Below are 14,973 nucleotides of genomic sequence, written 5' to 3'. Positions count from 1 at the left end.
CCCCCCCCCCCCCCCCCCCCCCCCCCCCCCCCCCCCCCCCCCCCCCCCCCCCCCCCCCCCCCCCCCCCCCCCCCCCCCCCCCCCCCCCGCCGTCGCGACGCGACGACGATCTTCCTTGCCGCGGGCGCCACGGCGCTTCGTCAGTGCACCCCGGCCGCGGAGGGCCCCGCGGACGAGGAGTGCGTGCGCTGTTCGGCGATCTCCCCGCCGGGCTCCATGGGCGCGGTGACCTCGTCGTCCTCGCTGCCCTTGCCGGTGTGGTTGAACAGCAGGTTCAGGACGACCGCGGCGACGCAGCCGGTGGAGATGCCGGAGTCCAGGATGATCTTCGCGGTCTCCGGGAACGCGTGGTAGAACTCCGGCGCGGAGATGGGGATCAGGCCCACCGCGAGGGAGACGGCGACGATCAGGACGTTGTTGTCCTTCTCCAGGCCCGCCTTGACGAGGGTCTGGATGCCGCTCGCGGCGACCGAGCCGAACAGGACGACGCCCGCGCCGCCGAGCACCGGCCGGGGCACGACCGCGATCAGCGAGGCCGCCATCGGACACAGGCCCATCAGGACGAGGAAGCCGCCGCCGGTCGCGACGACGTACCGGCTGCGGATCTTCGTCATCGCGACCAGGCCGATGTTCTGCGCGAAGGCGCTGCACATGAAGCCGTTGAAGAGCGGGCTGACGGCGGAGCCGAGGGTGTCGGCGCGCAGGCCCGCGGCGATGGTCTTCTCGTCGGCGGGGCGGTCCACGATCTCACCGAGGGCGAGCATGTCGGCCGTCGACTCGGTCATGGAGACGACCATGACGACACAGAGCGAGACGATCGCGGCGGCGGCGAACTGCGGGGCGCCGAAGTGGAACGGCGTCGGGAAGCCGACCACGTCCGCGTCGGCGACCGGCCCGAAGTCCGTGACGTCGAAGGGGATCGCGACGAGCGTGCCGATCACGAGGCCGAGCAGCACCGCGATCTGCTTCACGAAGCCGCGCGTGAAGCGGCGGAGCAGAAGGACGATCACGAGGGTGACGCCCGCGAGGGAGAGGTACTTGGTCGAGCCGTAGTCGTCGGCCGCCGGGTTCGGGCCCTGCATCCAGCCGAAGGCGACCGGCATCAGGGAGATGCCGATGAGGGTGATGACCGTACCCGTCACCACCGGCGGGAAGAAGCGGACCATCTTCGAGAAGAACGGCGCGGCGATGAAGCCGAGCAGGCCCGCGACGATCACCGCGCCGAAGATGATGGGCAGCGCGTCGTCCTTGTCCTTGGTGGAGTCGACGACGGCGAGCATGGGCGCGACACCGGCGAAGGTGACGCCGTTGACGAAGGGCAGGCGGGCGCCGATCTTCCAGATGCCGAGCGTCTGGAGGAAGGTCGCGAGTCCGGCGGTGAACAGACAGGCGCCGGTGAGGAAGGTGAGTTCCTTCGCCGAGAGGCCGACGGCCGCGCCGACGATGAGCGGCGGCGCGACGACGCCCGCGTACATGGCGGCGACGTGCTGCAGGCCCGTGGTGGCCATCTTCAGCGCGGGCAGCTTCTCGTCGACGGGGTGCACGTCGGCTGTCGTGCCGTCGGGGCGTGGGGTCCCGTCGGGCTGTGGGGTGGTGCCTTGCTTGGTGAACCTGGGCTTGGTCGCCACTGCGGCTCCTCCGTTTGTTTTCCTGTGCCGGCTGCGGACCGGCACGCGCTTCTGGGAGGTGGTGCGTGATGCAAGGACTTGCTCGTTATGCGGTTGTTGAAGCGCCCAGGTAGTACTGACCGCCCCGGCGACGTGAAGCTTTGGGCCACGTTCCGGGGCGGCACTCGAGCAGCCCGCTCGGCTGCTCGAGTCCGGTCGGGGGCCGTCCCCCCCGACCGGAGATCCAGGGGTCAGCTCCCCGCGGCGATGCGCGCGAGTCGCTGCGCCTCGTCCCGCGTGACGCGGGCGATGGCGTCCTCGTCGACGTGGAGCAGTCGTCCGTTCTCGACGACCGGCTCGCCGTTCACGAGGGAGAGGGTCACCGGCGCGGCCGCGCCGAAGACGATGGCGGTGACCGGGTCGGCGATCGAGGAGTGCCCGATGCCGTCGATCTTCCACAGGACCAGGTCGGCGAGCTTGCCCGCCTCCAGGGAGCCGATCTGGCTCGCCCGGCCGAGGACCTGGGCACCGCCGTACGTCCCGAGGCGCAGGGCCTGACGGGCGTTCAGGGCGGCTTCCTTGTGGGCGCCCAGGCGGTTGATGAGGAGCGCGTTGCGCAGTTCGGTGTGCAGTTCGCCGGACTCGTTGGACGCGGTGCCGTCCACGCCGAGGCCGACGGGGACGCCCGCGGCGAGCATGTCGGGCACGCGGGCGATGCCGGCGGCGAGGCGGGCGTTGGAGGAGGGGCAGTGGGCGACGCCGGTGCCGGTGCGCGCGAACGCCTCGATGTCGGAGTCGTTCATGTGGACGCAGTGCGCCATCCACACGTCCTCACCGAGCCAGCCGGTGGACGCGAAGTAGTCGGTCGGGCCCAGGCCGAACAGCTCGTGGCAGAACTTCTCCTCCTCGACCGTCTCGCTGCCGTGGGTGTGCAGCCGTACGCCGAGGCGGCGCGCCAACTCGGCGCCCTGCTTCATGAGTTCGGTGGAGACGGAGAACGGCGAGCAGGGGGCGACGGCCACCTGCGTCATGGCGCCGAAGGAGGCGTCGTGGTGCTTGTTGACCGTCTCCTCGGTGGCGGCGAGCGCGCCTTCGAGGGTCTCGACGGCGAAGTCCGGCGGCAGGCCGCCGTCCTTCTCGCTGCGGTCCATGGAGCCGCGCGCCAGGGTGAAGCGCACGCCCATCTCGCGGGCCGCCCCGATGATGGCGCCGGACAGGTCGCCGGAGCCCTTGGGGTAGACGTAGTGGTGGTCCATGGCGGTGGTGACGCCGCCGCGGGCCATCATGCCGAGGGAGCCCTGCGCGGCGGCGCGGACCATGTCCTCGTCGATGCGGGCCCACGTCGGGTACAGCGCCACCAGCCAGTTGAAGAGGTTGTGGTCGGTGGCGAGGCCCCGGGTGATCCACTGGTAGAAGTGGTGGTGGGTGTTGACCAGGCCGGGGGTGGCCAGGTGGCCGGTGCCGTCCACTCGGCGTACGACGTTCTCCAGGCCCTCGGGGGCCTTCCCCGCGCCGATCGACTCGATCGTGTCGCCCGCGACGACCACGTACCCCGAGGCGTACTCGGTGTCGTCGGCGTCCACGGTCGCGATGGCGCAGTTCTCGATGACGATGCGCTCGACGGCGCCGCCGGGGGTTGCCGATGCTGCCATGGTGCTTCCTTCTCGTGGGAGTGGCGATGAGGGCACGGCATGACCCTAGGGAGATTTGAGTGCCGGGGCCGCGTTGTGCGCGCTGCCACGGGTGCCGAGGTGGTGGAAGAACAGGTTGAGCGAGACCGCGACGAGCGCGCCCGCGCTGATGCCGGAGCCGAGGACGGTCTGGGCCCACGCGGGGAAGTCCGCGTAGAAGGTGGGCGCGGCGAGCGGGATGATGCCCGCTCCGAGCGACACGGCCACCAGGATGATGTTGGAGCTGTCGTCCAGGCCCGCCTCGGAGAGCGTACGGATGCCGCTGACCGCAATGGAGCCGAAGAGGACGATGCCCGCGCCGCCGAGCACCGGCATCGGTACGAGGCTGACGACCGCGCCGAGCGCCGGGAAGGCGCCGAGCACGATGAGCGCCCCGCCCGCGACGGCGACGACATAGCGGCTGCGGACCCGGGTCAGGGAGACGACGCCGACGTTCTGCGCGAAGGCGGAGGTCGGGAAGCCGCCGAAGACGGGGCCGACCAGGGTGGCGATGCCGTCGGTGCGCAGGCCCCGGGTGATGGTCCCGCCGTCCGTCCTGCGCTCGCAGATCTCGCCGAGGGCGAGCATCCCGGCGCTGGACTCCGTCATCAGGACGAGCATCACGATGCACAGGGAGAGGATCGCGGCGGGCTGGAACTCGGGGGCGCCGAAGGCGAACGGCTCGGGCACGGCGGCGACGGGCGCGGACTTCAGGGCGGCGAAGTCGGCCATCCCGAACGGGATCGCGGCGAGCGTGCCGATGAACAGGCCCATGAGCAGGGCGACTTGCTTGAGGAAGCCGCGGGCGAAGCGCTGGAAGAGCAGGATCACCACGAGCGTGAAACCGGCGAGCGCGAGGAAGCGCATGTCGCCGAAGTCGGCGGCCTCCCTGTCGCCGCCCTGCGCCCAGGTGACGGGCACGGGCATCAGCGTCACGCCGATGAGCGTGATGACGACGCCGGTGACGAGCGGCGGGAAGAAGCGCAGAAGCCGCCCGAAGAAGGGTCCGACGGCAAGACAGAACACGCCCGCGACCATCACCGCGCCGTAGATCGCGGGGAGTTGGTGTCCCGTCGCGCTGTTCTCGGCGATGGCGAGGATGGGCGCGATGCCCGCGGAGGACGCGGCGTTCACGAACGGCAGGCGGTTGCCCACGACGCCTTTGACGCCGAGGGTCTGGAGCAGGGTGGCCAGCCCGGCGATGAGCAGGCCGGCCGCGATGAGCCGGGTCTGGGCGGCGGTGTCGAGGCCGACGGCCTGGCCGATGATGAGCGGAGGGGTGACGACGCCCGCGTACATGGCGGCGATGTGCTGGAGCGCGGCGGGGACGAGCCGCGAGGGGTGGAGCTTCTCGTCCACCGGGTGACACTCGTCCACCGGCTGACGCTCGTTCACCGGCTGACAGACGGGAGTTGACTCACCGTCAGGTATTGCGGGCTGTGCCATGGCTGTCGTTCCCTCCGGTGTGGCGCGCCCCGGCGCATCGGTGCCGGGGCGCGCGTCCCGCGTCAGAGGTTGGTCATGTCGACCGGGATCCTCGCCTCGGTGCCGTCGCGCAGGATGGTGGCCTCGATGAGGCCGTAGGGCCGGTCGGCCGCGTAGTAGACCGCGCCGTCCTTGGCGTCGTTGTCCAGACCGCAGAAGGACAGGTCCTGGCGGAAGTGGTGCTTGTTGGGCGCGGAGAAGCGGATCTCGTCGATCTCGCCACGGTTGTTCAGGACCCGCGTGCCCATCTGGTACAGCGTCTGCTGGAGCGAGAGGGAGTAGGTCTCCACGAAGGCCTGCAGGATGTGCTTCTTGGCCTGCTCGTAGGACTTCTCCCAGTTCGGCATGCGCTGCTCGTCACTGGTCCAGTTGTGCCGCCACCACGTCGAGAGGGACGTGGCGAGGATGCGGTCGTAGTCCTCCTTGAGCGTCGTGTACTTGTCCTTGATGTAGCCCCAGAACTCGGAGTTCGTGGAGTTCATCACGGTCAGGTCCTTCAGACCGCTCAGGATCTCGAAGTGCCCTCCCCCGTCACCGTCGGCGGTGTAGGTGATCTGGGCGAGCCGCGTCTCCTGCCCCTTGCGCACGAAGGAGTGCTTGACCTCGTCGGCGCCTATGAACTGGGAGTGGGAGTCGGAGGCTGAGATGCGCTCCCAGGCGTACTCCTCGATGCGGATGCGCGCCCGGTGGATGGAGGGCTGGCTGTCCACGAAGTGCCGCGCGAGGTGGATGCCGTACTGCTCGGCGGACTCGATGCCGTATTCCTTGGCGAACGCGAAGCAGGTGTTCTTCGTGGTGTCCGTCGGCAGGCAGTTGGCGTTCGAGCCGCTGTAGTGCACGTCGTCCAGGTCGCCGGAGAGGGCGACGGAGACGTTGAGGTCCTTGATGTGGTGGGTGTCGCCGTCCCGCGTGATCTTGACGACCCGGTTCTCGGCCTTGCCGTACTGGTTCTGCCCCAGGATCACAGGGCGGGCCCGGCGGGAATCGTCTGTCATGTCTGCTAGCTCCCTCGGTAAACGGAGTAGCCGAACGGGTTGAGCAGCAGCGGTACGTGATAGTGCTCGCCCGGTACGACGGCGAACGTGATCGCCACCTCGGGGAAGAACACTCCGCTCGCACCGCTGTCCCGATTCGCGGGGGCGTCCTGCTGCGCCTCGGCTTGCTTGGCTTGCTTGCTCAGGAAGTACGCCTCGACGGCGAAGTCGAGCCGTACGTGGGTGGTGCCCACCGGCAGCGCCGGCAGGTCCTTGCAGCGCCCGTCCGCGTCGGTGGCCGAGCCGCCGAGCGCGGTCCAGTCCGCGTCGTCGCCACCGCGGGCGGCGAGCGTGATGGCGACGCCCTCGGCGGGGCGGCCGACGCTGGTGTCCAGGATGTGCGTGGACACGGATGCGGTGGTGTCGGTGCTCATGCGGGGTCCTCCTCCAGGAGACGGGCCAGGCGGATGCGGTTGATCTTGCCGAGTTCGGCGCGGACGATCTCCCGCTCCTGCTCGGGCGAGTTGCCGATCCGGTCCCGGACCGCGTCCCGCATCTGCTCGCCGGTCCTGCCGGTGGCGCAGATGAGGAAGACGTGGCCGAACTTGTCCTGGTAGGCCAGGTTGAGGTCGAGCATCTCGGCCTTGAGCTCCTCGGACGCCCCGGCCATGCCCCGCTGCTCGCGGGACGAGGTCGGGTCCCCCGGCTTCGGGCGCCCGATGGGCGGGTGCCCCGCCATCGCCTCGGCCAGGTCGTCGGCGGTCAGCTCGGCCATGGCGGCGTCGCTGGCTGCGTAGAGGGCGTCGGCGGTGGTGAAGGGGCGCTGGGCGAGCAGCTCGCTCCCCCAGGCCGAGGAGGCGCAGGCCTCGTGGAGCTCGGCGGTGGCCGCCGGCTCCGGCAGGGCGTTGAACCGGGCCAGGCCCGGTGTCGTACGGGAAGTCACGGGGTGCCTCCGTGGCCATGTGCTGGACGGGCTGCGGAACAGCTAAGACCTTCAACAACATCCCGTCAACAGTTTGTTGAAATCATTTGAACAAAGAAGCCGCCACCCCGCGATACGGGTGACGGCTCGGCCGCGCAGTGTGACGACGGGGTCGCCCCACCGCGGGAAATCACTTGTCCTTCGCGGCGTTTTCCCTGTTCAGGTAGTTGTAGACGGTGAAGCGGCTGACCCCGAGCGCACCCGCCACGGTCTCCACGCCATGGCGCACGGAGAACGCGCCACGGGCCTCGAGTATCCGCACGACCTCCTGCTTGGCCTTGCGGTCGAGCTCCGCGAGGGGCATGCCGCGCTTGCGCTCCAGGGCGAGCAGGATGTGGTCGAGCGAGTCGGCAAGCTGTGGAAGGCGCACCGCGAGCACGTCCTCGCCCTCCCAGGCGAGCACCACATCGTCCGGACCCGCCTGGTCCGGCGGCAGCATCTCCCCGCCCATGGCGTCCACCAGCGGCTTGACCGCGGTCGCGAAGGGGTCGTCCCCGAAGGCGGTCACCGGGCGACCTCCCCCGGCTCGGGCTCCGCGATCACATTGACCTGGAGCGAGACGCGGGTGGCACCGGCGCCCAGGGACCGGCGCAGCATCGCGTCGACGGCCGTCAGGACCGCGTCGACGTCGCCCTCGGCGGTGTTGCCGAAGGGGCCGACGTCCACGGCGTCGAGGTCGGCGCCCTGGATGACGTCGCGGGCGGCCAGGGCGTGGGGCGGCGCCTCGTCGAGGTCGAAGGGCTCGGTCGTGAACTCCACTCTCAATCGCACGGCGCCAACTTAACGCGGCATCCCGCCCGCCAGGCGACCCCGCCCGATTTTCCGGTGGAGCCCCGTGGTGGCTTTTCCGGCGGAGCCCCTTGACAGCTTCCGCGGATCGGATGCAACCTTCCATCAAGCAGAAATGAACTTCCGCAATACGGAAGGAGCGCGGAAGCCCCATGGGATACTCCGACCAGCGCTTCAATGTGAACCTGTCGATCCTCTTCACCGAGCTCCCGCTCCTGGAGCGGCCCGCGGCCGCCGCGAAGGCCGGCTTCGGCGCGGTCGAGCTGTGGTGGCCCTGGGTCGACGCCCCCACCCCCGAGCGGTCCGAGCTGGACGCCCTGAAGAAGGCGATCGAGGACGCGGGCGTGCGGTTGGTGGGCCTGAACTTCTACGCCGGACAACTGCCGGGCCCCGACCGCGGCGCCCTGTCGATCCCCGGCGAGGAGAGCGAGAGGTTCCGTGCGAACCTCGCGGTGGCGGCGGACTTCGCGAAGTCGCTCGGCTGCACGGCGCTGAACGCCCTGTACGGCAACCGCGTCGACGGCGTGGACCCGGCGGTCCAGGACGAACTCGCCCTGGAGAACCTGGTGTTGGCGGCTCGTGAGGCCTCTCGCGTGGGCGCGACGCTGTTGATCGAGGCGCTCAACGCCGTGGAGTCGCCGCTCTGCCCGATCGTCAGCGCGCCCAAGGCCGTCGAGATCGTGGACAAGGTGAACGCGGCGACCGGCCTCGGCAACGCCAAGTTCCTCCTCGACCTGTACCACCTCTCCATGAACGGGGAGGACCTGCCCTCGGTCATCGAGCGGTACGCCGCCAAGACCGGGCACGTGCAGATCGCGGACAACCCCGGGCGCGGCGCGCCCGGCACCGGCTCGCTCCCCCTCGAGAGCCTGCTCGACCAGCTCAAGAAGGCCGGTTACGAGGGGTGGGTCGGCCTGGAGTACAAGGCGGGCGACCGCCCGAGCGCCGAGGCCTTCGACTGGCTGCCCGCCGAGGCCCGCGCCGCGCGCTGAGCGCCAACCCACCGACGTACGAAAGCAGTTAGAGAGGCACCCTCATGAGCAACCTCCCCAAGGTCGCCTGGATCGGACTCGGCATCATGGGATCGCCCATGTCCGAGAACCTGATCAAGGCGGGGTACTCCGTCACCGGCTTCACGCTGGAGCAGGACAAGCTGGACCGCCTCGCCGCGGCGGGCGGAACCGCCGCGAAGTCGATCGCCGAGGCCGTCGGGGACGCCGACGTGATCGTCACGATGGTGCCCGCGTCGCCGCAGGTCGAGGCCATCGCGTACGGCCCGGACGGCATCCTGGAGAACGCGAGGTCCGGCGCGCTGCTCGTCGACATGTCGTCGATCACGCCGCAGACCTCCGTCGACCTGGCGAAGGCCGCCAAGGACAAGGGCATCCGCGTCCTGGACGCCCCGGTGTCCGGTGGCGAGGCCGGTGCCATCGAGGCCGTGCTCTCCATCATGGTCGGCGGCGAGCAGGCCGACTTCGACGCGGCCAAGCCGCTCCTCGACGCGCTCGGCAAGACCATCGTGCTGTGCGGCCCGCACGGCTCCGGCCAGACGGTGAAGGCCGCGAACCAGCTGATCGTCGCCGTCAACATCCAGGCGTGCGCCGAGGCCGTGGTCTTCCTGGAGAAGTCGGGCGTGGACCTGTCCGCGGCCCTGGACGTCCTCAATGGCGGCCTCGCCGGTTCGACCGTCCTGACCCGCAAGAAGGACAACTTCCTGAACCGGGACTTCAAGCCGGGCTTCCGCATCGACCTGCACCACAAGGACATGGGCATCGTCACGGACGCCGCCCGCAACGTCGGCGCGGCCCTGCCCGTCGGTGCCGTCGTCGCCCAGCTCGTCGCCAGCCTGCGCGCACAGGGCGACGGCGGCCTCGACCACTCCGCGCTGCTCCGCTCCGTCGAGCGCCTCTCCGGCGCCCGGCTCTGACCGCGGGCCGCAGGCCGTAGAGCACCCCAGACTTCCGGGCCGCGGTGGCGTTGACACCTGTCCTGTCGCGCCCAGACGCCGCCGCGGCCCGGAACCCTCACCCTTCTCACCAACTTCAACAAACTGTTGACGCAGCAGCTCAGGGGTCCTTACGCTCCCCATCACGTCAGCAGCCACAGCACGGAAGGCCGACCCACCACCATGTCGCAGCGTGTGCTCACGACCGAGTCCGGCGCTCCTGTCGCCGACAACCAGAACTCCGCCTCCGCCGGTGTCGGCGGCCCGCTGCTCCTCCAGGACCAGCACCTGTTGGAGAAGCTCGCCCGCTTCAACCGCGAGCGGATCCCGGAGCGCGTCGTGCACGCCCGCGGCTCGGGCGCCTACGGCTACTTCGAGGTGACCGACGACGTCACCGCGTACACCTCCGCCGCCTTCCTCGGCGAGGTGGGCAAGCGCACGGAGACCTTCCTGCGGTTCTCCACCGTGGCCGACAGCCTCGGCGGCGCGGACGCCGTCCGCGACCCGCGCGGCTTCGCGGTGAAGTTCTACACCGAGGAGGGCAACTACGACCTCGTCGGCAACAACACGCCGGTCTTCTTCATCAAGGACCCGCTGAAGTTCCCCGACTTCATCCACTCGCAGAAGCGCGACCCGTTCACGGGCAAGCAGGAGCCGGACAACGTCTGGGACTTCTGGGCGCACGCCCCCGAGGCCACGCACCAGGTGACCTGGCTGATGGGCGACCGCGGCATCCCGGCGTCGTACCGCCACATGAACGGCTACGGCTCGCACACCTACCAGTGGACGAACGCCCAGGGCGAGGCCTTCTTCGTCAAGTACCACTTCAAGACCAACCAGGGCATCCGCTGCCTCTCCGCCGAGCAGGGCGCCGAGCTCGCCGGCAAGGACGCCAACTCCCACCAGACGGACCTGCTCCAGGCCATCGAGCGGGGCGTGAACCCGTCCTGGACCCTGCACGTGCAGATCATGCCGGCGGCGGACGCGGCGAACTACCGCTTCAACCCGTTCGACCTCACCAAGGTGTGGCCGCACAGCGACTACCCGCTGCGGCGCGTGGGCCGCCTGGTCCTGGACCGCAACCCCGACAACGTCTTCGCCGAGGTCGAGCAGTCCGCGTTCTCGCCGAACAACTTCGTGCCGGGCATCGGCCCCTCGCCGGACAAGATGCTCCAGGGCCGCCTGTTCGCGTACGCCGACGCGCACCGCTACCGCCTGGGCGTCAACCACACCCAGCTCGCCGTGAACGCCCCGAAGGCTGTCCCCGGAGGCACCGCCGACAACTACGGCCGCGACGGCCTCATGGCCACCAACGCCTACGGCCGCGACCGCAGGAACTACGAGCCGAACTCCTACGACGGCCCCACCGAGACCGGCAAGCCCCTGTCGGCCCCGCTGGCCGTGAGCGGCCACACCGGCACGCACGAGGCCCCGGCCCACACCAAGGACGACGACTTCTACCAGGCGGGCGAGCTGTACCGGCTGATGTCGGCCGAGGAGAAGTCCCGCCTGGTCGCGAACATCGCGGGCGGTCTCTCGCAGGTCTCCCGCGACGACGTCATCGAGAAGAACCTCGCCCACTTCCACGCCGCCGACGCCGACTACGGCAAGCGTGTCGAGGAAGCGGTCCGCGCCCTGCGCGACGACTGAGGTCCACCAACCCCAAGGCTGCGCGGGGGACTTGACGGGAGGTCGGTCCCCCTGCGCGGAGACCCGCACCGCCGTGGACCCGGATGAGGGGTGGTCCCACGGCGGGCGGGACGACGAGGACCGCGGCGGCTCGGGCGAGCCAGTGCGGTGGTGAAGGTCTTCCGGCACGCCTTCGACCTGAGAAGGCGCCGCCCGGGGGCTGTCGCCCGTGCCGCCGCGGTCCCGGCACCCCAGATTCCGCCCGGCGGCGCGTATGCATGTTCCGCCAGTCGCACGCCGTCGGGCGGCAGCAACTCCCGAACCCCCGGGGCGCATCGCGCCCCGGGGGCCTCGCCGTCCCCGGGGGCTCAGCGCACCTTCTCCCCCGCCGCCAGCGTCGCCACCATCCGCTCCAGGCGCGCCGCCCGCGTGCGCTCCGTCCGCGCCGTCTGCAAGCGCAGGATCACCAGGAACCGGTCCGTCCTGCCGAGCCCGTCGTACGTCCGGGCGGCCCGGGGTTCGGCGGCCAGCGCGGCCGCGAGGTCGTCGGGGACGCTCGCCTCGGCCTGCGGGTCGTACGCGGCGTCCCAGCGGCCGTCCGCCTTCGCCGCCGCGATCTCGGCGAGGCCGCGCGGACGCATCCGGCCCGCGGCGATCAGCGCCTCCACCCGGTCGATGTTCCGCTTCGACCAGGTGCCGCGCGGGCGGCGCGGGGTGATCTTCTGAAGGAAGTACGTGTCGTCGTGGCGGCGGCGCTGGCCGTCGATCCACCCGAAGCACAGCTCCAGGTCGATCACCTCGTCGGTCGTCACGGAGGCCACCCCCGACGCCTTCTTGGCCAGCTTGAGCCAGATGCCGGGGCTGTCCTCGTGATGCGCCTCCAGCCACTCCTCCAGAGCGCTCCGGTCGGCGAACGTGCGGACGGGGAGTCCGTCGAACGTCTCCATGGCAGAACTCCTTCGCTCCGTACGCACCTCACGCCACGGTATACGGCCCGCTCCCCCGCACGGCGGAGACGGTTCGGCGCCCGGGCTGACGCTCCGCGTCCACGGCGGCGGAAGAGTAACTGTCATGACGACGACAGCAGTTCACGAGGGCGGCATCCGCACGAGCGGGGACACGGGGTGGGGCCTGGCCACCGGCACCGAGCGCCCCGTCCCCCGCTGGGCCGAGCGCGTCGCCCACCTCATCCCCCTGGTCCTGCTCGCCCAGTGCGTGTGGCGGCTGCCCTTCGCCTTCGGGTTCGACATGGGCACCGGCACCGGCTCGATCGGCGGCCTGTGGGTCTCGGTGCCGTACATCTTCACGCTGAGCCTGCTCACCGAGGCCCTCGCCCTGCTGAGCTTCGGGCTCGTGCGGGGCTGGGGCGAGGTGGTGCCGGGCTGGGTCCCGCTGGTGGGCGGGCGGCCGCTGAACCGCTGGGTCGCGGTGGTGCCCGCGACGCTCGGCGGCCTCGGCGCGACGGCCCTGTTCGGGCCCTTCACCCTGGGCGCCCTCGGCATCGGCTTCTCCTTCGGGGAGTACGACAGCGCCTTCTGGGAGTTCCTGTTCCGGGCCTGCGTCCTGCCGGTCGGCCTGTGGGGCCCGCTGGTCCTGGCCCTGACCGTGCACTACTTCGTACGCCGCCGCCCGTCCGCCACGAGGGCCGCGAGCCCCGCCGTGAACACGTCCACGGAGAACGCGAACCGCGTGTCGGCGTCGTCCTGAGCCAGCTCCGCGAGCCGCGCCAGCTGCGGCAGGCCGTCGGCGTCGGCGGTACGCAGCCACGGCGGCGGGTGGGCCGCCAGGTCGGCCGGGTCCAACCCGGCGGGCGGGCGGTCCCGCAGGACGTCCTCGAACTCCACGAAGCCCACGACCAGGCGGATCGTCTCCATGCAGGCGCGGTAGGCGTCCGCGAGGCCGAGGCCGACCGCCTCGAAGAAGCCGATCAGGGCGTCCACGTTGCGGAGCATCACCGGGTGCGTGGCCAGGGTGATGTTCTCGCTCAGGGCCAGGGTGGTCATGCCGGGGTGGCGGCGGTAGTGGGCGCGCAGGTCGGCGCAGAAGGCGCGCAGGTCGGCCCGCCAGGTCTCCGGGGACGGGTCCAGGGCCGGTGGCCGCCAGGCTTCCTGGAACACCTCGGCGGCGACGGCGATCAGGTCGCGGCGGTCGTCGACGTAGTGGTACAGGGCGCGTGGGGAGACGCCCAGTTCGGCCGCGAGGGAACGCATCGTGAGGGCGGCGGCGCCGTGCCGCCCCAGGAACGCGAGAGCCGCCTCGCCGACGCCCTGCCGGGTCAGGGTCGCCCGGCCCTTCCGGTGGGTGGGCCGTTGCCGTGTGGTGCCGCTCATCCCCTGAGGCTAGCGCCCGCTTTTCTCGGTGGCGGCTCCACTCCCCTCACCGGCGGCTCCGCTCCCCCTCGATGGCCGCTCCGCTCCCGGAGACCCGGCGCCCGCCCCCCTTCGAGGCCACCCCCGCTTGAACTTCACACATGTTGACTTTAAGGAGTCCGAGCGCCAGGGTGGCCCAAGTAAGGATTGCCTCACCTCGCTTGGAGTCGTCGATGCCCCGTCTCTCCGGGCTCGCCATGGACCTCGGCCCGCTGCGCCAAAGCCGCGATTTCCGGCTGCTGTACGCGGGTTTCCTCGGCGCCCTGATCGGCACCCTGATGACCGGGGTCGCGGTGGCGGTGCAGGTGTACGACCTCACCGGCTCGTCCCTGCACATCGGGCTCGTCAGCCTCGCCCGCGCGCTGCCCATGGTCGCGGGCGTCCTCGTCGGGGGCGTCCTGGCCGACCGGATGGACCGACGCACCCTGATGATCGCCACACGGCTCCCGCTGACCCTCGTCGCGGGCGCGCTCGCCGCCAACGCCCTCGCCCCGGAGCCCCAGTTGTGGCTGATCTACGCGGCCACCGCCACGACGGGCCTGTTGGCGGGCCTCGGCGGCCCCGCCATGCTGGCCGCGATCCCGGCCCTCGCGGGCACCGGCCGCCTCGCCGCCGCGGGCGCGCTGCTCTCCGGCTCCACCCAACTCGCCGCGCTCATCGGCCCCGCGGTGGGCGGCGCGCTCATCGCGGGCCCCGGCCTCGCCGCGTGCTACGCCGTCGACGCGGCGGGCTTCCTGGTGTTCACGGCCGCGCTGTTCTTCGTCCGGCCGCTGCCGGCGCCCGCGGACGGCGGCGCGTCCGGCAAGGGGGTACGGCGGGCGTTCGGCTCGCTCGCGGACGGGTTCCGGTTCGTGCGGCGGCACCGGCTCGTCCTCGGGCTGCTCCTGGTCGACGCGGCGGCGATGGTCTTCACCATGCCGCAGGCGCTGTACCCGGCCCTGGCCGACGAGCGGTTCGGGGGTGGCGCGGCCGTCGTCGGCCTGCTCTACGCGGCGCCCGCGTGCGGGGCCCTGGTGGGCGCGGCGACCAGCGGGTGGACGGCCCGCGCGGGCGGGCACGCGCTGATCGGCGCGGTGCTGCTGTGGGGCGCCGCCCTCACCGGCTTCGGCGCCGGCTCCTGGCTGCCGCTCGCGCTGGTGCTCCTGGTCCTCGCGGGCTTCGGCGACCTGATCTCCGAGACGCTGCGCTCGGCGCTGCTCCAGCACGGCACACCGGACGAACTGCGGGGCCGGGTCAGCGGGTTGTGGATGGCACAGGCGACGGTGTCGCCCGCGCTCGGCAACGCGGCGGTCGGCTTCCTCGCCGAACTGACCAGCGCGGGCACGGCGGTGACGATCGGCGGCCTTGTCTGCGTCGGAGCCACGGTGGTGGTGGCGGGGGCGTTCCCGTCACTGCGGCAGGCGCGGCTCGGCTCCGCCCCGGCGGACGGCGGCGTACGCGAGGAGGCCCCCGCCCCGGAGCCGAACTCCGGTGCGGGGGCCTCCTCTTGAGGGACCGGTTCACCTCCGACCAGGTGACCGGTG

15 protein-coding genes are annotated in these 14,973 nt (G+C 71.4%); 5 read left to right on the top strand and 10 right to left on the bottom strand.

All coding sequences use genetic code 11. From position 1 onward, the window contains the following. Window positions 1–140 precede the first annotated feature (140 nt). The 8 genes from ACZ6AA_RS38440 to ACZ6AA_RS38405 all read right to left on the bottom strand — a co-directional run bounded on the left by ACZ6AA_RS38440 (window position 141) and on the right by ACZ6AA_RS38405 (window position 7,489). Window positions 141–1,628, bottom strand: coding sequence for a nucleobase:cation symporter-2 family protein (locus ACZ6AA_RS38440; protein WP_471463086.1), 1,488 nt, complete (start codon window positions 1,626–1,628; stop codon window positions 141–143). Between the two features lie 230 nt (window positions 1,629–1,858). Next, a complete protein-coding gene (locus ACZ6AA_RS38435) occupies window positions 1,859–3,259 on the bottom strand; it encodes an 8-oxoguanine deaminase (protein WP_468454375.1) in 1,401 nt (466 codons plus the stop codon). A 45-nt stretch (window positions 3,260–3,304) separates the two neighbouring features. Beyond that, on the bottom strand, window positions 3,305–4,723 hold the full coding sequence (locus tag ACZ6AA_RS38430) for a nucleobase:cation symporter-2 family protein (protein WP_468454373.1): 1,419 nt from the start codon (window positions 4,721–4,723) through the stop codon (window positions 3,305–3,307). 62 nt (window positions 4,724–4,785) lie between these two features. Next, entirely contained in the window at window positions 4,786–5,757 is a 972-nt protein-coding gene (gene pucL / locus ACZ6AA_RS38425; RefSeq protein WP_471463084.1) for a factor-independent urate hydroxylase, read from the bottom strand. Window positions 5,758–5,762: 5 nt separating this feature from the next. After that, window positions 5,763–6,170, bottom strand: coding sequence for a hydroxyisourate hydrolase (uraH, locus tag ACZ6AA_RS38420; protein WP_471463082.1), 408 nt, complete (start codon window positions 6,168–6,170; stop codon window positions 5,763–5,765). After that, entirely contained in the window at window positions 6,167–6,679 is a 513-nt protein-coding gene (uraD, locus tag ACZ6AA_RS38415) for a 2-oxo-4-hydroxy-4-carboxy-5-ureidoimidazoline decarboxylase (RefSeq protein ID WP_469010169.1), read from the bottom strand. Before uraD ends, uraH begins: the two co-directional genes overlap by 4 nt. A gap of 169 nt (window positions 6,680–6,848) precedes the next feature. Then, window positions 6,849–7,226: a helix-turn-helix domain-containing protein gene (locus ACZ6AA_RS38410; RefSeq protein WP_468454365.1), complete on the bottom strand. Its 378-nt coding sequence runs from the start codon at window positions 7,224–7,226 to the stop codon at window positions 6,849–6,851. Further along, a complete protein-coding gene (locus ACZ6AA_RS38405) occupies window positions 7,223–7,489 on the bottom strand; it encodes a hypothetical protein (RefSeq protein ID WP_468454363.1) in 267 nt (88 codons plus the stop codon). Before ACZ6AA_RS38405 ends, ACZ6AA_RS38410 begins: the two co-directional genes overlap by 4 nt. Before the next feature lie 170 nt (window positions 7,490–7,659). On the opposite strand from ACZ6AA_RS38405, the gene ACZ6AA_RS38400 reads away from it, so the two are divergent. The 3 genes from ACZ6AA_RS38400 (at window position 7,660) to ACZ6AA_RS38390 (ending at window position 11,102) form a co-directional block, all read left to right on the top strand. Continuing rightward, window positions 7,660–8,499, top strand: coding sequence for a TIM barrel protein (locus ACZ6AA_RS38400; protein WP_468454361.1), 840 nt, complete (start codon window positions 7,660–7,662; stop codon window positions 8,497–8,499). A 44-nt stretch (window positions 8,500–8,543) separates the two neighbouring features. Beyond that, on the top strand, window positions 8,544–9,434 hold the full coding sequence (locus ACZ6AA_RS38395; RefSeq protein ID WP_468454359.1) for a 2-hydroxy-3-oxopropionate reductase: 891 nt from the start codon (window positions 8,544–8,546) through the stop codon (window positions 9,432–9,434). A 201-nt stretch (window positions 9,435–9,635) separates the two neighbouring features. Continuing rightward, window positions 9,636–11,102, top strand: coding sequence for a catalase (locus ACZ6AA_RS38390; RefSeq protein ID WP_468454357.1), 1,467 nt, complete (start codon window positions 9,636–9,638; stop codon window positions 11,100–11,102). A 347-nt stretch (window positions 11,103–11,449) separates the two neighbouring features. On the opposite strand, the gene ACZ6AA_RS38385 is transcribed toward ACZ6AA_RS38390, so the two are convergent. Then, window positions 11,450–12,028 (bottom strand): YdeI/OmpD-associated family protein, encoded by a 579-nt coding sequence (locus ACZ6AA_RS38385; RefSeq protein WP_468483636.1) that lies wholly within the window; start codon window positions 12,026–12,028, stop codon window positions 11,450–11,452. Between the two features lie 124 nt (window positions 12,029–12,152). Between ACZ6AA_RS38385 and ACZ6AA_RS38380 the strand changes: the two genes are divergently transcribed. Next, on the top strand, window positions 12,153–12,788 hold the full coding sequence (locus ACZ6AA_RS38380; protein ID WP_468454353.1) for a hypothetical protein: 636 nt from the start codon (window positions 12,153–12,155) through the stop codon (window positions 12,786–12,788). On the opposite strand, the gene ACZ6AA_RS38375 is transcribed toward ACZ6AA_RS38380, so the two are convergent. Further along, a complete protein-coding gene (locus ACZ6AA_RS38375; RefSeq protein WP_471463078.1) occupies window positions 12,692–13,411 on the bottom strand; it encodes a TetR/AcrR family transcriptional regulator in 720 nt (239 codons plus the stop codon). The two genes, ACZ6AA_RS38380 and ACZ6AA_RS38375, sit on opposite strands and share 97 nt — an antisense overlap. Window positions 13,412–13,623: 212 nt before the next feature. On the opposite strand from ACZ6AA_RS38375, the gene ACZ6AA_RS38370 reads away from it, so the two are divergent. Next, a complete protein-coding gene (locus ACZ6AA_RS38370) occupies window positions 13,624–14,940 on the top strand; it encodes an MFS transporter (RefSeq protein ID WP_471463076.1) in 1,317 nt (438 codons plus the stop codon). The last annotated feature ends 33 nt before the right edge of the window (window positions 14,941–14,973 follow it).

The sequence above is a fragment of the Streptomyces sp. NPDC040610 genome (assembly GCF_055594065.1).
The sequence above is the reverse complement of the archived record's forward strand: the minus strand, read 5'-3'. Positions and strand labels throughout refer to the sequence as shown.